Annotated in this window: 15 protein-coding genes, 1 pseudogene and 2 riboswitches; all 16 genes and pseudogenes read right to left on the bottom strand. The window is 47.3% G+C overall.

Annotated features, from left to right (window positions below; translation table 11 throughout):
• Nucleotides 1-40: 40 nt before the first annotated feature.
• Nucleotides 41-1102, bottom strand: coding sequence for a radical SAM/SPASM domain-containing protein (locus SSCH_RS06920; protein ID WP_156972158.1), 1062 nt, complete (start codon nt 1100-1102; stop codon nt 41-43).
• The gene (gene cobN / locus SSCH_RS06915) at nt 1092-4805 is read right to left on the bottom strand and encodes a cobaltochelatase subunit CobN (protein WP_044664831.1); all 3714 of its coding nucleotides are present in this window, start codon (nt 4803-4805) and stop codon (nt 1092-1094) included. The genes SSCH_RS06920 and cobN overlap by 11 nt, the downstream gene beginning before the upstream one ends.
• Before the next feature lie 229 nt (nt 4806-5034).
• Nucleotides 5035-6057 (bottom strand): FecCD family ABC transporter permease, encoded by a 1023-nt coding sequence (locus SSCH_RS06910; RefSeq protein ID WP_044664830.1) that lies wholly within the window; start codon nt 6055-6057, stop codon nt 5035-5037.
• Nucleotides 6058-6131: 74 nt separating this feature from the next.
• Nucleotides 6132-7241, bottom strand: coding sequence for an ABC transporter substrate-binding protein (locus SSCH_RS06905; RefSeq protein ID WP_044664829.1), 1110 nt, complete (start codon nt 7239-7241; stop codon nt 6132-6134).
• Nucleotides 7242-7276: 35 nt separating this feature from the next.
• The gene (locus tag SSCH_RS06900; protein WP_084710997.1) at nt 7277-8950 is read right to left on the bottom strand and encodes a carbon-nitrogen hydrolase family protein; all 1674 of its coding nucleotides are present in this window, start codon (nt 8948-8950) and stop codon (nt 7277-7279) included.
• An 89-nt stretch (nt 8951-9039) separates the two neighbouring features.
• Nucleotides 9040-9231, bottom strand: a riboswitch (cobalamin riboswitch).
• Nucleotides 9232-9255: 24 nt separating this feature from the next.
• Nucleotides 9256-13026, bottom strand: coding sequence for a cobaltochelatase subunit CobN (locus SSCH_RS06890; RefSeq protein WP_198142233.1), 3771 nt, complete (start codon nt 13024-13026; stop codon nt 9256-9258).
• Between the two features lie 47 nt (nt 13027-13073).
• A complete protein-coding gene (locus SSCH_RS19075) occupies nt 13074-13292 on the bottom strand; it encodes a hypothetical protein (RefSeq protein WP_198142232.1) in 219 nt (72 codons plus the stop codon).
• Between the two features lie 20 nt (nt 13293-13312).
• A complete protein-coding gene (locus SSCH_RS19070; RefSeq protein WP_198142231.1) occupies nt 13313-13486 on the bottom strand; it encodes a hypothetical protein in 174 nt (57 codons plus the stop codon).
• Between the two features lie 20 nt (nt 13487-13506).
• Nucleotides 13507-14364 (bottom strand): ABC transporter ATP-binding protein, encoded by an 858-nt coding sequence (locus SSCH_RS06885; protein ID WP_198142230.1) that lies wholly within the window; start codon nt 14362-14364, stop codon nt 13507-13509.
• Nucleotides 14365-14580: 216 nt separating this feature from the next.
• A riboswitch (cobalamin riboswitch) is annotated at nt 14581-14784 on the bottom strand.
• A 182-nt stretch (nt 14785-14966) separates the two neighbouring features.
• Nucleotides 14967-15632: an ABC transporter permease gene (locus SSCH_RS06880; RefSeq protein WP_198142229.1), complete on the bottom strand. Its 666-nt coding sequence runs from the start codon at nt 15630-15632 to the stop codon at nt 14967-14969.
• A gap of 71 nt (nt 15633-15703) precedes the next feature.
• Nucleotides 15704-16552, bottom strand: coding sequence for an ABC transporter ATP-binding protein (locus tag SSCH_RS06875; RefSeq protein ID WP_232294272.1), 849 nt, complete (start codon nt 16550-16552; stop codon nt 15704-15706).
• Nucleotides 16553-16656: 104 nt separating this feature from the next.
• Nucleotides 16657-17733, bottom strand: a complete 1077-nt coding sequence (locus tag SSCH_RS06870) for a magnesium chelatase ATPase subunit I (RefSeq protein ID WP_044664826.1) — start codon at nt 17731-17733, stop codon at nt 16657-16659.
• A 295-nt stretch (nt 17734-18028) separates the two neighbouring features.
• Nucleotides 18029-19024 (bottom strand): vWA domain-containing protein, encoded by a 996-nt coding sequence (locus SSCH_RS19065; protein WP_232294271.1) that lies wholly within the window; start codon nt 19022-19024, stop codon nt 18029-18031.
• On the bottom strand, nt 18927-19538 hold the full coding sequence (locus SSCH_RS20125; RefSeq protein WP_232294270.1) for a magnesium chelatase ATPase subunit I: 612 nt from the start codon (nt 19536-19538) through the stop codon (nt 18927-18929). Before SSCH_RS20125 ends, SSCH_RS19065 begins: the two co-directional genes overlap by 98 nt.
• A complete protein-coding gene (locus SSCH_RS20120) occupies nt 19513-20052 on the bottom strand; it encodes a magnesium chelatase ATPase subunit I (protein WP_232294269.1) in 540 nt (179 codons plus the stop codon). Before SSCH_RS20120 ends, SSCH_RS20125 begins: the two co-directional genes overlap by 26 nt.
• 443 nt (nt 20053-20495) lie before the next feature.
• Nucleotides 20496-20822, bottom strand: a pseudogene (locus tag SSCH_RS06860) (hypothetical protein); the annotation flags it as partial.

The following is a 20822-nucleotide window of genomic DNA, read 5'->3' as shown; positions in this document are numbered from 1 at the left end:
CTTCTTCTCTCCTCTCCCATATTATGTTAATTATCATTTCTCATATTGATGTTTCCCTGTGTTGTTGATACCACTGGATACACACTTTTTTCAGTGCACATTCCGCCTCATATGCCTTGTCGATACAGCCGGAACCGTACCAGCGGGAAAAACAACCGCCACCGCATAAGGTAAAATCAGGGCATTCCAGGCAAAACGCCATGCTGTTTTGGATCAGCTCCATAACAGCCTGCTGCCTGGCTTTATCGATACCCTCTGACACATCTCCCAGCCGGAAGTCCTCGTCTCCAACCAATGATGAACAGGCATATATTCTCCCCCTGGCATCTACAAAAGCCGCCTCTCCGTTCATGGCATGGCAGTGGCCGAAACCTTTGCTCACTCTTCCACACGCCAGTTTTTCCACCCGTTCCAACTGTGAAATAAGCATAGTTCGTCCGGTAAACCTGGCCAGTTTCTCTGCTGTCTGAAAGGCTTCCAACAGTCCTACTGCAACTGCCTCCGCCGGGGGCGGAGGCATCATTTCCCCACGTCCCTGGCCGCGCAGCAGATCAAAGCCAATGCGCCGCACATTCCCCAGATAATGGGCCATCTCTACTATGCCTGCCAGATGGTTGACATTCTCATTGGCAATGACACAGGTTATGCCAATCTCCACCCCCAGTGCGGCCAGATATCCGGCACCGCGCACTATCTGACAGCTGGTCCCTTTCCCATTGGGTAGACAGCGCAGTTGATCATTTATTTTCGGTCTGCCATCCAGACTGATGCCAATGCCCACCTTTGCTTTGCGTAAATAGGACACCCTCTCCCTGCTTAAGAGCGAAGCATTTGTCTGTACCTGCATAATCGCACGAATCCCTCGCTGACGCACATAGTGGATAATCTTCTGCATTAAGTCATAAGCCATTAAAGGCTCTCCACCGCTGAATTGGAGAATAAAGGGCTCACCGCTGGCTGCCGCCAGATCAACCGCCTGAACAGCGGTATCCAGGCTCATCATATCCTGGGGATGTGCCTCGGCATAACAATACTTACAGGCAAAGTTGCACCGCCCCGTCAGACTCAGCACCAGCATCTTCAACGGCTTGTCAAATATCACAGCGGTCTTCCAGTTCCCCTTCAATATCCAGGTAGAGGTTTTGTAATTCCTGTTTGGTTTGCTCATCAGCTTCCCACAAACCACGCTGTATTGCCTCCAGCAAGTTTTCCACAATCCGCTGCAGCGCCCAGGGGTTCACTTCCTTCATCCATTCCTGCATCTCTTGATCGAAGGCATATTTTTCTGCATACTTCTCGTACATCCAATCTTCCATCACATCACTGGTGGCATCCCATTGATAACTATGCGCCACATAACAGGCCAAATCAGCCGCTCCCCTGTACCCGTGCTCTTTCATCCCTTCGATAAACTTGGGGTTGATGGCTTCGCCGCGGAAAATGCGTTTGATTTCGTCCTGCAGACTGCGTGTAATTACTTTTTGTCTGTCTGAACTGTCACCGCAGAACGAGCGCGGTGCCTCACCTTTCAAACTGCGAACTGCGGCAATCATGCCGCCATGATAAGCGTTATAGTCGTCCGAGTTTAAAATGCTGATTTCACGGTTGTCTTGATTTTGAATGGTCACGTCAAGACTAGCCATGCGGCGGCTGAATAACTCAGGCAAGAAGGCCCCCTTGGCTTTTGCGCCATAGGCATGGCCACCCCAACGCACATAAACCCTGGCCAGATCATCAATGTTCTCCCAGTTTTTAGCATCCAATACATCGCCTATACCTGCACCATAGGTCCCAGGAGGATCACCGAAAATACGATATCTCGCCTGTTCCCAGGCCTGCTCGCTCTCCATCCCCTCCTGCTCCATCTTCTGCACATCTTCCTGCATATGTTTGCGCACATAGTTGATCTCCGGACTTTCATCCAAATTGGCCACCAGTTCGACTGCCTTGTCCATCCATTCGATGGCCATCGGCATGCTGTCGCGAAATAGTCCACTGATCCGGGCCGTCACATCAATGCGGGGACGCTTCAGCTCTTCAATGGGAATAACCTCTAAGTCCACCACCCGCTGGCTGCCTCTCTGCCATACAGGACGCACTCCCAATAGATATAAAAATTCAGCTATGCACTGGCCGTGGCTGCGCTCATTGCTGGTAGCCCAGACCACGATACCGACGTTTTCAGGGTAGCATCCTTCTTCAGCCATATATCTTTCAATGATATGATCTCCCATTGTCTTGCCAATTTCCCATGCCGGAGGTGTGGGCATGGTACGGGGATCGATGCCGTAGAAATTCCGCCCTGTCGGTAAGACATCCAGCATACCGCAGGTAGGAGCACCTCCCGGCCCTGGTTCCACATAGCATCCTTCCAGAGCTGCCAGTAAATTAGTGATTTCTTGCCTTGTTTTTTCCAGGTTTGGAACTAACGTTTGGCACATATAGCGGGCTACGCACAACAGCTGTTGGCACAAGGTTTGATTCAAATTAGCGGTCCACGGTAAATCCAAGACACCTTCCACCTGATCCACAGAGAAGTTGTGTTCGGCCAACAAGAGAATGATTTCGCGGCTGCGCTCACGAATTTCGTCGATCACAGCTCCATAGGTCTTGCTGCCATCGGGCAGCATCTTACCACTTTGATCCAGCAGTTCATAATAATCAAATCCGTACATAGCGGCCAGTGTCTGGGTCAAGGAAGGTATTTCCTCACTGTCCATACGTGTCAGCGCCAACAGGTACTCCACCAAACTTTCATCCTGCGGCGGACAGCCCAGAAAATGGAGCCCCACCCGGATCTGCATATTCTTGATATCAGTAATATAGGCATGCAGGCGCTGGATATAATCTTCAAAGGGCTGATCAGGTTGTTCAGGGATATCTTCCTCTAAATTGGCCTCCTTCGCCTTCTCCCGGATCAGCTTGACCATCACCTCCACATTATCGGGCTGGTTCTGTTTAAAATGAACATATTCGTCCAGCAGTTTTTCCAGTTCAGCCAGTTCATCATAGGTACCCGCATTACTCATCGGGGGAGAGAGATAGCCGATCAGGCAAGCAGCGCCGCGCCGTTTGGCCTGGATGCCTTCGCCAATAACGGTGATCCAATACGGGTATATATTCGGCAAGTCCCCAATTGACAGATCAGGATAGCATTGATTCGACAGTGCCGCACTTTTTCCAGGCAACCATTCCAAGGAACCATGTGTACCGACATGAACGACGGCATCTGCCTGCCAAATATCACGCAGCCAGTGATAATAGGCAAGATAATGATGTGTCGGGGCACAGTCAGGTGAATGATAAATTTTTGACGGATCTTCACCAAAACCGCGCGGCGGCTGAACTGTGATAAAGACATTGCCGTTCAGCATGCCTGGTACCAGAAGCTTCCCATCATATTGGAATACATCACCAGGGGGTGAACCCCAGTCACGCACCAGATGAGCCTGGGTTTCCTCAGCTAAAGAATCAAAGAACTGCCTGTACTGCTGCTCGCTCAATTTTTCAGCTTCTTGAATCTGCTTATCTGTAATATAAGTCCGGTCATTGGTGGCATGCTCCACCAGTTCATTTATAAATGACTGACTGTCATCAGGAATGCGGTCTACCTGGTAGCCTCTTTCCATCATCTCAGCCAGCAAAAGGCGGATACTCTCAATCGAATCTAATCCTGCTGCACCGCCAATATTCGCATTGGTGGGAGGATAATTATGAAAGATGATGCCGATCTTTTTCTCACTGTTCGCAATATACCGCAATTTGGCCCACTTTTTGGCTTTACGCGCCACCATATTGATGCGTTCCGCAAGCGGCAAATAGACTGCATTTCCGTCAGGCTGATATTCTCTGCCAGCCACAGGTGTAGAGTGAATAATGCCGTCAAACTCCGGCATGGTTACACTGACAGCGATCTCCATCGCCATCATGCCTTCGAGGCAGTTTTTCCATTCCTCCCGCGGACGCAGCAGTGTATACACTTGCAGTACCGGAACATTTAACTGCTCCAGGGATTTTAGGTCAATCGCCCTTGTACAAGTAAGGGAAAATTTTATAGTGTTGATCAATACATCAATGGTTGCCTTACCCTCATCATAAAAATAAGCATCCATCGCTTCAGCCAAACCCGGCGCTTTCAATTCCGGATCTGCAGCACCATGGGTGAATACCGCAACAGCGTTCATGCCCTGCTCTTCGATTTCCTCCACCAAAGCGGTCTGATATGCCAGGTCACCCCACAACCACTCGTCACGATAAAATACAATACCTACTGTAGGCCGGTTCGGCCGGCAAAACAAACGGCGATATTCTGTGATATCTGTAAATGGCTGCTCAGCTTTGGGATGGTAGATGCCGTTCCACAACAAGGGTTGGGGCAGCTGATAATCACAAGTCTCCCAGCAAAATCTGCTGCTCAACCACAACCAAAGATTGTGGTAGTTTTCAAGGCCACCATAGGACAGATATTTTTGCAGTGTCTCCTGGTCTTCCGGCGTGATCCCACAGCGCAAATCATCTACACCGGGATCAGTGATCAACATAACATGCGTAATTTTATGCTTGCGTAAAAACTCAGCCGCTTTTTTGAGAAAATCCGTATCAAGGCCGCTGCCCATATATGTGAAAAAAACGATATCACTTGCTGCAAAGGTCTTTTCCCATTCCTCACCCCAGGGGACGGCGTCATGCAATAAAACCGTCCGTCCTTCAGGCTTAAGTCTGTTCTCCTGGAGCAAATTCTCTCGTGCCCGCTCCATCATAACTTTCTGGCGTTCCAGATTAGTCAAAAATACTATGCGTCCCATTTTTATCCTCCTCATCAGCTTCTATCTCCAATAACTGAGCAACATCCAACCTAACATATGAATTTAATCTTGCCAGCTTTCGATGTTCCATCAGATCGCTATCCTGCGTTCACAGCCCATAGCTTATATCTAACTAAAACTGAGGAACATTATATCGTTACATGCGAGTTTTAATCTTGCTAGCTTACTGCTTTCATAGTCCACAGCCAATTCCTTCTTTGCATCACACTCATAGGCTCGTCTTCCTTTTCAGGAGCAAGAATATGACAATTGGTGCACCAAATAAAGAGGTAACAGCGCTGATCGGCAGTTCCACAGGAGAAAAAGCAAGCCTGGCCACCAGGTCACACAAAGTAGTGACCAGTGCCCCTATTAAAATAGCAGCCGGGATCAGAACCTTGTTGTCAGAGGTACCAAGTGTCAGCCGCGCTAAGTGAGGCCCAGCGAGACCGATAAAGGCCACCGGCCCTGCAAAAGCTGTTACTAAAGCAGTGAGGACACTGGAGATCATAACAATAACAAACCTTAGTGTCTTGATGTTAACCCCCATACTTCGGGCATAATCCTCTCCCAACAGCAAAGCGTTGAGTGGTTTACACAAAAGATAGGATGCAGCAAGAAAAACTCCCCCTCCTATCGCCAAGATCACTACCTGGTCCCAGCAGAAGCCTGAGAAACTGCCTAAAGTCCAAAGCACAAAACTGTGAACCTGTTCCTTCTCGGCAAATGCTATTAAAAAGCTGGTTCCCGCACTGCACATGAAACCGATCATCAATCCTACCACCAGCAAAGTAACCACATTCTTTACTTTGTTAGCCAAGAAAACAACCAGGGTAACAACCCCCAGGGCACCGACAAGGGCTGCAGAGCTTAATAAAAAAGGAGAAACCGAATCTATTCCTATAGCACATCCCGTCAACGTCACAATGGCAACAAACAGGGTAGCCCCAGAGGAAACCCCCAAGACATATGGATCAGCAATGGGGTTGCGGAAAAAAATCTGCAGCAGCAGTCCACTGACAGCCAATGCTGCTCCCCCAAAAACAGCGGCCAGTGCACGGGGGAAACGAATTTGCATGATAACGGTTTGAAAAACCGGATCTCCCCTCTGCATAAATGATTCCCAAATCTCTCCCAAAGGAATTTTGACCGAACCGAGGGTGATGTTTAAGATCAGGAATAAAATGAGTAGTACTCCAAATAGTACAAATAAAAAAGGTACTGTGTTAATTTTGCTGTCATGAGAATTCATTTTTTCACCTCATACCGGGACATGATTTGATAATCATGTCCCGGCAGATTTTTCATCTATTTCATCTTCTTTAATCAGTTAGGAACCTTCAAAAACTGCTTCAGTTCAGTATCTGGAAAAATATCGGGGTGGAAAATGGCACCCAAATCCGCAATCATTTCATCAGTTTTATCCAGTGATTGCCAATACCAGGGTTGGAAGGTCCAGACATTCCCTTCCTTGATCGTTTTTAGATCTGCCAAAACCTTCCCCTGTTCGGTAATCTTTGTGATGGAAGTGATCCCGGTGCGTGTGTCATATATAAAAACATCTGCATCTTTTCCCCGTGCGTAAAACTCCTCAAGGGTGATTGCACCTTCTCCTTTTTTGTCTTTGAAGAGATAATCACCCCCGGCCATCTCAATCATTTTGGCCACATAGCTATCAGCATCTGGTACATATACTTTTCCCTGGTACACAAGACCCCACAAAACCTTCGGCTGCGGCTTTGCGTCTGCTACTTTTTTCGCAATTTCTTCTGTCTTTTTCACAGCATTATCAAAAACTTTGTCTGCTTTTTCCCCTTTATCATAAAAAGCAGCAAGTAATTTCACAGCCTCCATTCTTCCCAGGGGATGATCTTCCAACCAATGGTTATCTACGACCATTGGAATCTTTAGCTCCTCTAGTTTCTGAAATGCCTCGTCAGTTATTGGGCCTCCTATACTGAGAAAAACAAGATCCGGTTTTAAGGCTAAAATCTTTTCATAATCCAAAGGACCGGAACCGGAACCAACCAGCTCTATTTTTCCGCTCTCCAACCCCTTTTTAACCTCATCAATTTGCCATGTTTCCTTTTCTGTGTTTGTGCCAATGATGCTCCCTAATTCATCCAGTGGCCTCAAGAGGGATGCATCGGTTGTGGAAAGCACCACTACCCGCTCTACAGGTGTATTAATTACTGGCAGATCTTTGTACTCAGAAGGTGCTTCTTGACCACGGGGAACCAAAAGCAGTTCTCTGCCTTTACCATCGGTAACCTTTTTGCAGTTATCAGCCAAATTTTCGATCTTAAACTTTGTAGCATATTTCAAATCAACAGAACCTGTTTTTGTTTCCGTTTTCCCCTGGCTGCAGCCAGCAAGTAAAACCAGGGACAGCATTAAAGCGATGATCAGGAAAGCCTTATTTTGTTTATTGAACATCCAGAATCAAACCTCCCACAATTAGTTATTTTTGTTCAACAAACTTCGTAATCTACCCATTCCAAAAACTTCTTTTTCCTGGTTTCCAGCGGATCTAAAAGCAATATCTTGATCTCATCCCCCTCATCACCGGCAATTAATGTCCGCCTTTTTTCCGGCGACTGACTGTAACTATAGATGGCACTTCCACCTACAGCACCATAACCACCATCCTCTCCCCATTGATTTGTTATGACAAGGTGCAGCTGCTGTTCTGCTGATCTGGTATCCCCAAGAAACTGACTTTCTTTATCTGTCCAGAAGGCCGGAACACAGAGCAGATCCACACCTCGTTTAGCAAGACACTCAGTACTTTCCGGAAACATCAAATCATGACCAAACAGCAGTCCCACTCTGGCACACGGCAGGTCACAGCTGAAAAATTCATTTTCTCCAGGCTTGGCCCATTTTTGGTCTAGATCAGTCAGGTGTATTTTGCGGTATTTCCCCAGTACCCCTTCAGGGCCGATTAAAACAGCAGTGTTATAAAATGAGTTGTCATCTCGTTCTGCCATTCCCCACACTATATACACTTTCTTTTCCCTGGCTGTTTGCACTAATAGATCAACAGTGGTACCAGGAATTTCTTCAGCCACTTGAGCAGCCTCATCCTGATCTCTGAGCAAACCTGTCGTAGAAAGCTCTGGAAACACCACGAGCTTTAACTCCTGATTGCTCTCCTCTGCCATCTCCATTGCTTGATCAAGCAGAGAAAGCATTTTTTGCCGGTTTTCTTCCGGCTGTAAAGAACAGGGTCGAAACTGAAGAGAAGCTGCATTAAAGGGTTTTGGTACAGGAAGCTGCAGCAGGGCGTCAGGATCAAAGTAGGTATATGTATCCAAAGCGATATCTGTATAGAACTTTGGACGCCTGGCCTCCAGCCGCTGCTGAATTGATGTGGACTCAAATTTACCATTATGCAGAGGAACAGCTCCATAGCAAATGGCGTCATCTGCTGCCTGGATCTCTTCCTCGATTAACCCGTCGGAACTGATCACAAATGACCGTCCCTGGGTGCAGTCCAAGCTCTTGTCTATTCCTGTTCTGTTGCATGCCAGGAGATAAAACCCGTTATCTAACGCCCGCGCCCGCAAATGTCTTTCCGGGGGATGGCACAGGGGAGGCCAGGTGGTTAAAACCAGCAACAGCCCCGCTCCCTTCAAAGCAGCCACCCGGGAGAGCTTATACCAGTAAACATCGGCACAGATGATCACCCCTACTTTTCCGTATGCTGTATCGCAAACCAATACGGGTAAGTTTCCTCTGGCTGACCATAGGTTTTCATTAAAGACAGGAACAAATTTCCGGGCGCGCCCTAAAACTTTTCCTTCAGGACCGATGAAAGCTGCGGCATTATAAGATACACCCGTTTTTTGATCATATTCAGGCATTCCCATTGCAATATAAGCTTGATATCGTTGGGCCAGTTCACAAAATTGATCTGTAACAGGGCCGGGAATGGTTTCCAACTGGGAAGCGATTTCAAACTTACTGGAAAACGAGTAACCGGAAACCGCCAGCTCGGGATTGACAATGATTTTTGCCCCATTACGTGCTGCTTCTTCATTTAAAGAGAGCAGCTTTTTGACGTTATATTCCTTGTCATTCCAGGCGATAGCAGCGTGAATTAAAGCCACTTTAACTTCACCATCAGCCTTCATTTTTTGCATAAGCTCTCCCCTCTGGTTTATGATATAAAAACAAAAAACCCCGCCTGCCAGGACGGGGTAGAACTACCTTCCTATCCGCGTGGGCAGGTCTGGTTCATAGAAACAGGGCAGGTTTCCTGGCTTGGGTTCATTTTTACCCTACGCCTTCCCGGATTTCCCCAGTGGCATCGTGTAAGATAAATCCCCATCACAGTGGCGGGACCACGCCGGATTTTCACCGGACTTCCCTATGTCTCCCGCTTAGATTAACGGGAGACAGCGCCCAATCTCTATAATATTTTGTTTATTAATGAAAGCTATCTACTTCACTGTTTTTGCAATTCGTCAAACAAATCACTTACCTCTTGCAATTTATCCTGCCATTCCTTGACATCTGCATCACCGATCACATCAATGTTTCCTGCCTGAATCTCTCCCTTGACATCACCCAACCGTTCCTCTAACTCTCCCTCCAACTCCAGGTAGTTCCCCTTCAGTTCTTCCAGGACATCGGGATCCGCTTGCCACTTCTCTCGTTGATAAAGCTCTAAAAATCTCCTGGCTATTTCTTCGATAGCAAAAAGGTTGTTTTCAATAAACCACTTTCGCATTTCAGGGTCATTGACATACTCATCCACCAGCCGGTCAAGTGCAGTATCTTCAAAGCCCTGGGTTAAACACTGCCAGTCAAACACATTCTGCAGCCTTTCCATCAGTTCAGCAGCGCCATGGTAACCTTTTTCCTGCACACTCTCTATCCAGAGCGGATTCAAAAGCTTTTCATCAAGTGTTTCCTGCAGTGTATCTTCCAAACGACTGATTTTAACCTGCTCAGGATTTTCTCTGGAACCATGGTATTGCTTTAATTCCTTACCATTAAATACCTTTCTGATTAAACCAAAACCCCCTTGCACCGAGGCACCAAAACCGGAAGATAAGATATCGTATCTTTTAGAATTCGAAACATCATATGCAATTTGGGCATTCTTTACATTTTCCACGAATTCACGTTTGGCCGGATTGCCATGTAATGATTTCCCATAGGCATAAGAGGAGAAATAAACAAAAATCTTAGCTAAGTCTGTTTCATCCTTCCAAGCGCTGGCCTTCAATGCCAAATCCACTCCAGTACCGTAAGTCCCTGGACGGTCACCAAAAATACGCATTGTAGAACGCCGCCGCAATTCGCTGCCCTTACCTGCATCTTTGAGCACTTCAGCCAATTGGCAGGTGTGTTTTTTAATAAAGTTCAAATCATTCGGCTCAGATAAACCTGCTGCCATATTTACTGCGCTGTCAATCAGTTCCACCGCTTGCGGATAACTATCCCGAAGCACCCCTGTAATCCTGATAGTTACATCAATTCTCGGCCTGTTTAATTTTTCAAGAGAGATTACCTCCAGTCCAATTACTTTGCCATTCCCATCCCACACCGGCTTGATGCCCATCAGATATAAGACTTGTGAAAGCTGCTCCCCCTTGGTTCTGGAAATATCCAAAGAGAGCATATTCATCGCGATTTTTTCAGGGTAGTGGCATTCCTCTGTCATATATAAATCTATAAGCTCTTCAGCAGCCTGACACCCTACCTCCCAGGCAGCTTTTGTCGGTACCTTTTCAATATCCATCAGATAAAGATTTCTACCCGTGGGGATGATATTTTTTCCGTTATCATCAGGCATGCCAGATGGCCCTGGGAGGATGTACCCCCCATTAAGGGCATGAAGCAGGTTATCCATTTCTACCGGTGTCATCGCCAATTTACTGTAAACTTCACGAACCTCTACTGCCAAGTCAATCAATATTTCTTTTAATTCAACATCTAAAACATGTCGATCAATTTCTTGAATAATGCTTAGGGCATCTTGTTCTTGATTAGAAATGACCTGCATGATAAATTCAATCAAAAACCGGTGTAAATCGTAATCTTCCTGCCACCTGTCTCTTAACCTCGTCATTAATTTGACATCAGACTGCACTACTTCTTTGATATACCAGAGAATCTCTTCCTCCGTTTTTTCACTTCCGAAAACATGGAGCTTTTCACACTTGGGATTACAAACTGACTGGACCAGGGAGTTTTTTAACTCTATAAGCCCATTAAAAAAGGTCTCTGACCTATCAACTACCGTCTGTGCTCCAGGTATCTGGGGGAGTTGCTCCCGGACTAAAGCTTCCAATGCATGAACTTGATCACTTTTGAAATTTACCGCTTCAAGGTAGTTATCGATCAGATTAACCAGCTGCAGCACTCCTGTGTTTTGCACCCCATATATGGGTGGCAAGTGGTCCACAATCACAGCATTAGTCCTTCTTTTGGCCAGTATGCCTTCTGTCCCAACTCCGGCATTGTATACATAGAAATTCGGAAGAGCACCAAGCACCAGATCAGGGTAGCACCTTCTGGAGAGGGCATTTGATTTGCCCGGTAAAAACTCCAAATTGCCGTGGGTGCCTACATGTAAGACGGCATGAGCTTTAAAGACCTCTTCCACATATCTGTAAGTGGCCAGGTACTGGTGTGGGGGTGGACAATGGGTGTCCTGCAGCATCTTACAGACTTCCCCGGTACATTTAGCCCCATAACATCCTCGCTTAGGCTGAACCAACACACTTACATTACCGAAGTTGATTCCAGTGATGATTAAATGCTTCTGATAAACCATGCCTTCTCCCGGTGGTGGGCCCCATGTCTTCTCCAGATCTTCCTGGCACTGGGGGTCAAGTTGTTCATAGAAAGGGTAGTAGACATCCAATGGCATCTGATAAAGACAGCCGCCACTGTCAACTACCTCTTCAACTGAAGTCCAGCGAAAATCAGCAAAAGCCTTCCTCTCCATGATCAATTGATGCAGTTCACTGCCCTCCGCCGGGATGTTTTCTACCACCCAGCCGGACTTCTTCAATTCGTTTATTATGTTAACAACAGTGGTAAAAACATCCAGGCCGGCTCCCATGCCGATCGTGGCTTCCACCCCTGAGCAAGGGGCATTATGCAGAAAAATTGCCAGTCTTTTATCCTTGTTCTGGGTGCGTCTTAAGGCAAGCCATTTCTCAACCCTCCGCGTAAATTTAATCACTCTGTCCGGAAGAAAGCAGGCCTTACCCTCTTTATCTCTATAACCAATGATCAAGGGTTCAATCATGCCTTGAACTTCAGGTACCGTGAAAGACCACGGTATTTCCAGCATCAGACCCTGCTGGCTTTCTTCCCATCTTTCTTTGCTGCCGAAACTGACTATCGGTTTAAATACTGGAATATCTAACTGCTTCATTTTGCTGACCACTTGTTCAAATATGTTTTGACCTGAAGTATCACTTCTTAAGATAAATACTTGGAGGTTGATCAAGGCATCGATAACTAATCTGTGATCATCACTGGAAAAATAAGCATCCACAATACCATCAAAATCTTTAGTATTCAATTCCGGTTCTGCTGTACCATAGCTAAAGACCGGCACTACTCTGATGCCCAACTTTTCCAACTCTCTGATCAATGCTGTTTCCACTTCCAGGTTGTTTGTAACCCAGTTGCTGCGATGCGTCAGCAACCCTACCCACTGACCGCTGCCGTAGTTGGAACGACCTTGATACCAATTTGAATAATCATCCCAGGAGGAAAAGACCGTTTCTGAATCAGGATGAAAAATCCCTTCAAAAGCTACCGGCTCGGGTTTTTCCGCTGAAGGAAGATCATCAATTCCCAATACATTGGCTGCAATATAGAGCAAAGCATTGGTGATATTTTTTAACCCACCATAAAAAAAGTAGCGATTTATTTCCTGAACACTTGTCAGTTCAATATTGTAGATGCCGGCTTCGATCACTTCAGTACCGATGGGTATGATGGGGATTGCCCCAGTTTCATCTTTCAGTTGTTGATAGAATTTTTCCCGCTCTACCTTCAGGGCGCGCTCCTTGAAAATTACAGCATCAGCTTTTTGCTTAACAAATTCCAGTATTTTATTTCTTTCTTTTTCTGCATCTAAAAGTGTGTTTGGGAAAAATTCAAGGTAGATGAACTTATTTTCATCTACTTTGGTTAAATCGTATTCTTCGGCATCCAAACCAATAGCAGCTATAGTATATTTTTTCAAAACCCATCCCTCATCTCTCAATATGCTCCTCAACAGCTCATCTGTTTCTATCCCACCATATTTGCCCTTTTCATGGTTTTTCCTATTGTTTGATCATGGCCTGCTTCATCATGGGATATATTTTTAAGCTTTTTCAGCAGGTTACTGTAATTAGGGCAAAAAACCATTTTGGCACTGTCCTTCCCATATAACATCCCTGCTTCTTCACTGCTGCGCAAACTATAGATAACCTTATCGTATGCAAGGAGATGCCTTGTCAGATCCACATTACGCCTGTTAAAAGAAGCTAACCTACAGGGTAACCGGATTCGACAATGTAGGGAACCTGTTGGCTTAACAAAACTGCCTTATTAAAGGACTGATCACTGATTTCTTCAAATGCCTTTTCTCCAATAACCCGTGCCCCTAAAGCTTTCCCTACATGATAGTCAATGTCGTTTTCATGAAGCACACCGGTCATAATACTAAATCCGCATTTATTCAGAAAACGGTAGAGAGGAGCACCGCTGCCGGCACCACCCAGCACATAGACCGTGGGCCCCCGCTGTTGATCAACTCCATACCACCCAGGGAGAGGCTGAAGTGTGCAGATTCAATATCATATAGATCGGCAACCATTTCCTCATCCAGAATTGCTTCCGGGGGTCCATAAGCAAGTATTTTCCCGTTTTTAACCAGAAGCGCTGTTTCGCAGCTTTTTAAAGCTAAATCAATTTCATGTAAGGAGAGGATTACGGTAATGCCTTTTTCTTTGGTGAGCTGCCGTAAGATCTCCATGACCTCCACACGGTGTTTCACATCTAGATGAGTTGTCGGTTCATCCAAAACGATCACTTCCGGCTCCTGTACCAGGGCCCGAGCAAGCAGCACTTTTTGTTTTTCTCCATCGCTTAGTTCACTGAAGTATCTATCCGCTAATTCATGTGCATTGACAAGATGCAAGGCTTCCCAAGTTTTCTGCGTATCTTCCTCGGAAAAGTGCCCGAAAAAGTTTGTGTAAGGGTACCGGCCCATGGCGGCAATATCAAATACTGTAACCAAACCCGGAGAAAGGCGTTCTGTTAAAACCACAGCCATAATTCTGGATAAATCTTTCGGCTCCAGGCGGTATAAAACATCACCTTTAAGATATACTGATCCTTTTAGCGGAGAGAGCAGCCCGGCCAAACAGCGTAAAATGGTAGATTTGCCGGAACCATTTGGCCCTAGAAGGCAAATAAACTGCCCTTTTAATGCTTCCAGGTTAACACCGTCAACAACCGTTCTACTGCCATACCCCACAGCCAATTCCTTGGTTTGAAGCACTCCCATCATTAGATCATCCTTTCCTTTTAGCAACTCACAGCCTCTTCACTGCTATGCAAATTGTGAATACCCCTTCTTAATAATTAATACAGCCATTCGGAAACGTCTAAATGGGTTACATACCAACCACATTTCTTTGCCTGACTCACCTTTTTAGAGATACTAACAGCAGATCAACAACACTATTGCTAATCAAAAAACCCCGCCTTGCTGCAAGCGGGGTACATCCTTCCTATCCGCGTAGGCAAGTTTGAAGATCAAAACAAGGCAGGTCTCCTGGCTCTGGTTCATTTCTGCCTTACGCCTTCCCATCCCAACACTTGCTGGAACAGTGGCATTTTGTCAAAGGCAAATCCCCATCACAGTGGCGGGACCGCGCCGGATTTTCACCGGACTTCCCTTTTCAGCCTCCCGTTCGTAACGGGAGGCAATACCCTGTTTTGTTATATTATTCAATTGGCAAACATTAAAGAATCCGCCCTGGCGGTCTAGCCTTATTTCCCAAAAAAGTCAGTCCGATTGGCTTAATGACAGCTGCAGTTACTCGTCTGGCCTTTATTCCATAATACCAATCCACCCGATAAGTCACCCACAACCACGAAAGAGATGTGTTTGCTGTTGCCTGGGCGTTTTTTTTATTCCACCCGATAAGTCACCCACAACCCCAGAGCAAACAATGCTACAGCATAAGCTGCCAGAACCAGCATGGAAACCAGAGGGAATCCGGTATTCAACGCTATAGCTCTTAGGGAAACAGCGGAATGAGTAAGGGGCAATATTTGTACAAAATATGCAATAACATCAGGATATTTTTCCACTCTGAAAAACGTCCCACATAAAAAAGTCATGGGAAGAATTACAAAGGTCGAAAAACGTGACATGCCTTCATGAGAACTAACCACCATCGCTGCCACCAATCCCAATGTGGCGAATAAAAAACATGTCAGAAGCAGAGAAAGAAAGAACCACCCATTAAGGTGCAAATTTGCTCCAAAAAAATAGGAAAAGATAATGATGAGCCCCGAAGAAAACAGGCCGCGGAAGCAGCCGCTGAAAATGTTCCCCAGCACCAATGAGGAAACACTGATCGGAGCCGCCAGAAATTCCTCAAGTGTTTTATGATAAAGCCTGCTGACATTAAGGGAAACACCTGTGGCATTGTAGCTGGCATTCATGGCACTCAAGCCACAATGCCGGGTACCACAAAATCCAGGTAGCTTGTGCTGCCGAACTGGATATTCCTCCCAACCCACAGCCAAAAGAGAGCAGGTAAAGCAGTGGGCTGACCATACTACCTGCAAAAAAGCTCTTGAATTTCTTCCGCAGCAGCACCATTTCCCGCCAAAAAACTGTGTATGTATCATAAATCATCTCAATCACCCACCTTGCGCCCGGTTAGTTCCACGAAAACATCTTCCAGGTTGCTTTCTCTGATCACTACATCATGCTTCATTGCTGCGGCATACTGGAGTGCCTCTCCCCTCTCTTCGAATACATGGTACTCAGTTTCATTATGGTTGGGCACCTCCACAACAACCTTGCCCACTTTCTTCTTTAATTCCTCCGGTGTTCCCAGAGCAATCAATTTGCCCTTGTTCATGATTCCCACACGGTGGCAGAGCAGTTCTGCTTCTTCGATATAGTGGGTGGTCAAAAGTACCGTAATCCCCTGTCCATTGAGTCTCCTGATCAGATCCCAGATCTTACGGCGCACCTGGGGATCCAGGCCCACAGTCGGCTCATCCAAGAAAAGGATCCGCGGTTTATGCATTAAAGCACGGGCAATCATCAACCTTCTCTTCATACCACCGGAGAAACGCCCTACGGCTGTATCCGCACGTTCCGTCAAATCCACAAAAGCAAGAAGCTCTTCGATCTGGGCGCAACGCTCCTGGGCAGGAATCTTAAAGAGGCGTCCGTGTAATTCCATGTTCTCTCGAGCTGTCATCTCTACATCAAGATTTTCTGTTTGTGAAACAATACCGATTTCTTTTTTGACCTGTGCTTTTTTACGGGACACCTCCTTGCCATTGATACAGACTCTTCCTGCTGTTGGGCGCGCTAATGTGATAAGGATTCGTATTGTGGTTGTCTTTCCTGCTCCATTTGGCCCCAGCAGGCCGAATATTTCTCCCGGTTTCACATTCAAATCCATGTGATCGACAGCTTTGACCTCTTTGTAGTACTTGCAGAGACCACTTATTTCAATCAAAAGGAACACTCCCTATTTCCGGTACTGGTCGACATGCTGACTTCCGATGTTTTAATCTTGTCAAAGTTCACTGCTTGGCAGATCACTATTTTCGTTCATTATCCTACATGCATTTACTGGGTATGTTTATGAGCATGTGGATGGCTGTGACCTCCCATGATGTCTTCAAGCTTCTGCTGATCCAGATCAAGATCCTGGAAGGGTTTGCGGCGCATCCTGTGCATGAGAGCCAGATCTGCTGTAGCACGGATATCTTCTTCACTGACTTCATCCCGTCCCTGGAGAGCAGCCATAGTTTTTGCTGCCTTCATCATGATCAGATCGGCGCGGTGGCCGTCCACTCCCATTTCTACAGCTATTTCTGCGATTAGGTAGAGCATCCTGTCAGATACCTGCACCTTGGGCAGGGCTTTTTTAGCTGCTATTATCTGCTGCCGGAGTTTTTCCTGTTCCGGTTCCCAATCCTCGCAGAATCCGGCAGGGTCTTCCTCAAAGGCAACTCTTCTGCGGATCACCTCCACCCGCTGGTCAGGGTCAAGGATCCCCTCAATCTGTACACACAAGCCAAAGCGGTCTAAGAGTTGTGGCCTTAGTTCCCCTTCTTCGGGGTTCATGGTTCCCACAAGCATAAAGTTTGCGGGATGTGTAAAGGATACTCCCTCCCGCTCCACTGTATTGACACCCATTGCGGCTGAATCCAATAAAACGTCAACTATATGGTCATCCAGCAGGTTGACCTCATCCACATAAAGGATACCGCGGTTGGCTTCTGCCAGGACTCCGGGCTCAAAGCGCTTTTCCCCTTTTTTGATGGCCTCTTCCAGGTCCAGGGTTCCTACCACACGGTCCTCAGTGGCGGAAACGGGCAGTTCAACAACTCGCATCTTGCGTTTTGTCTTGTCCAGATCTTTACTGCTCTGCAACTGCTCTCTGCAAGAACTGCACATGGTGGTAACATCCTCTGGGTCACATCCAAAGGGGCAATCGACCACTACCTGGTTATCAGGTAGCAAGGCCGCCAGGGCTCGCACCGCTGTAGATTTGGCTGTGCCTTTTTCTCCGCGGATTAAAACGCCGGCCAGCTTTGGATTAATGGCATTGAGAATCAGGGCAAGCTTCATGCCCTCCTGTCCCACAAGTGCTGTAAAGGGGTAAATGTACCTTACAGTCTGTTCTATTGTTTGTTCCATAATTACCAACCCTTTCTCTTTTTGCTTAATATTTTATTGGAATTCCCGGAGTACGTAGTGCCTCTGATTTCATACTCATAGGAAATAGCCATTGATCATACGGCATCACTCGTTTATACAGATTGTTGTTTGTGTCTGGCGTGTCCCAGTCTCCGATGATTCAGCGAGCATCACTCGTTTATACAAACCTCTCGCCAGTCTATTACGGCAAACGCGTCCCCATCTAATCTTTGAAAAAGTCGGAAAAGTCGGCCCCACAAAAACGTGACAAAAGGAGCGTCCCGTTTCACGCTTGTCACGCGTCCAGGACGCCGTGTACAGCTTCGACAAGGCGATCTGCCTTGAGGTCGTCCAGTTTATAGTACTCTGCATCCATCACCTCAGCCAGCTGTTGGGCAAGGCCGAACGAGAGGAAACCGCTGTTCTCCACATCTACAACAAGGCTTTTGATGCGCTCTTCGTCTTTGATTATCTCTGCGGCACGGGTGGCTTCTGCTAATGGCCGCTCCTCACCTAAACTTACATTGGCTTTACCATCGGAGATAATGATCAGCAGCGGCCTGATATCGGGGTCTTTAAAGAGATGGGCCTTGGCCACCTCATATGATTTGATAAGCCCCGCGGAGAGGGGTGTCCTGCCACCAGTCGGAAGTTCTTCCAGGAGTTTTTGGGCGCGCTCCACACTGTTGGTGGGGGGAAGAATAACCTCCGCCTGTTCTCCGCGGAAGGCCACCATGCCTACTCTGTCCCGCTTTTGATAAGCATCCAAAAGCAGCGATAGGACGGCTCCTTTGGCTTCCACCATCCGCTGCTGTGCCCCCATGGAACCGCTGGCATCGACAACAAAAAGGAGGAAGTTGCCTACCCTTTTTTCACGCACCTTTTCCCGCAGATCACCAAGTTCAATGACAACAGCAACTCCATCCCGCTGGCGACGCTTCTGGTAAGGTGCTGCTGCACGGAGGGTGGCATCAAAGGCCAGATCCTGCCTCTCCCAGCGCATGGTGCTCCGCACATAGCGTCCCGATTTGGTGGCTGTCTGGCCGCGGGATCTCCGCCCGGAACCCCTGCGCAGGATCCCTTTGACCTTATAGCTGATCCGGCGTACCGGGAAGGGCTCACCTACAGCAAAGACGATCTCCGGTGTACCCTGAGGGGGTGCTTTCTGAGGGGGCTGATCCTGTTCTTCCTGATCATCCTCTTGCATGCTCAGGGGGCTGCTGCTGTTCCTGTTCTTGTTCTTGTTCTTGTTCCTCTTGCTCCTGTTCTTCTTCCTGTTCCTCTGGCTCATCAGGTTCTTCTGGTTCCGGGGGTTCTGGTTCCTGTGGTGGAGGGGGTGCCTCACGCATGCGGTGGGGAAGAACATATTCCGCAGCCTCGTGAACATCACTCTCACTCACTTCTCGCCTTCCGTAAAAGGCAGCCAAGGTGCGGGCACAGGCAGTCATCACCAGATCCGCTCTGTGGCCTGCCACCAGTGCCTGGGTGCAGATTTGGATAACCAGCTCTTCCAATTCTGGTGCCATGGTGACCTCTGCAAGCAGGTCACGAGCACTAATGATTTCCTGGCGCACTCTTTCTTCTTCTTCACCCCACTCTTCTAAAAACCCCAGGGGGTCCTGGTCAAAAGACTCCCGGCGCTTAATAATCTCTACCCTCATCTCTGGATCGGTCTCACCTTCAATCTGGACACAGAGTCCAAAGCGGTCAATCAGCTGAGGGCGCAGTTCTCCTTCTTCCGGATTCATGGTGCCCACCAGGATAAACTCTGCCGGGTGGCTATAGGAGATCCCCTCCCTCTCCAATCAAATTGACACCTAATGCAGCAGCATCAAGCAGCAGATCCACCAGGTGATCATCCAGAAGATTGACCTCATCCACATAAAGGATCCCTCGGTTCGCCCGGGCTAACAGACCGGGTTCAAAGCGGCGCCCCCCATGCTTCACCGCATACTCAAAGTCCAAACTTCCCACCACACGGTCTTCGGTCGCTGATACTGGAAGATCAATAACCTGTACCCGCCGCCAGATGAGTGGTGGGGTTTCCCCGTTGTATGCAGCTCTACAATTAATACAGAGCTTCCTGGGCTGAAAGGGGTCACACTGGTAGGAACACCCTGCTATCACCGGTATTTCAGGCAGCAGAGCAGCCATAGAACGCACCGCCGTAGATTTGGCAGTACCCTTTTCTCCCCTGATGAGGACACCACCCAGCCGGGGGTTCACAGCATTTAACAGGAGGGCTTTCTTCATCTTTTCCTGTCCTAAAAGTGCTGTAAATGGATAAACAAATCTTTTTTTTATTCTGCAAAATTCCACCTCCAAAATAATAAAAATGCAGCAGCCATTACAGTCACAAATACAGTCACAAACAATACCAATAAAAATACCCCGCCTGCCATGACGGGGTAATGGGGTATCCACTTCCTATCCACGTAGGCAGTAAAGGTTATTATAAAACAAGGCAGGTTTCCTGGCTCTGGTGTTGCCTCTCACTCAATTTGACGCTGCAATTCTCACCGCCAATAACGGAAGAATTATAGCGACAGTCTGCCATAAAGTTGAGAATTCAGGTGCCAATCAAAGTCTAGCTAGATAATGCCAGTCAGTGTGCATAGTGTGGATAATGTAGAGATCCCCCCAGCACCCAAACCAAACCTGTCATGGATACTGAGAGGATCCTTACCCTTTAATTACCTTACCCCGCTGTCGCCACGCTGCCTTTCCATATCAGCAAGAATACGCCCGATACTCTTTAGTCCTCAACCACATCCACTGCCCCTTTGCTGTGCATCGTAGAGGGCATACGTGCAAATATGATTTATCAATCGGTGAATACCCTGAGTTGCTGAGTAGATCAACTGCAAAGCACTATCGGAAAATAAAGGGGAGGTCATCGCCGCTGTCTTCATCTGATGCCGAATGTAGTCTGCAGATTCCTCCTCAGTCAACCCGGTAAGATGGAAACGCAGTTGGATGCGCTGTGCTACAGCCTCAAACTTGTTCTTGCGCAAAGTCCTCCTCAATTCACGAACTGACCCACCAGGTATACAGTGATCAAACAGGGACACAGAATCCATCATGCCTGG

Origin of the sequence: Syntrophaceticus schinkii (assembly GCF_000946815.1) — a bacterium.
GTDB classification, from domain to species: domain Bacteria; phylum Bacillota; class DSM-12270; order Thermacetogeniales; family Thermacetogeniaceae; genus Syntrophaceticus; species Syntrophaceticus schinkii.
The sequence above is the reverse complement of the archived record's forward strand: the minus strand, read 5'-3'. Positions and strand labels throughout refer to the sequence as shown.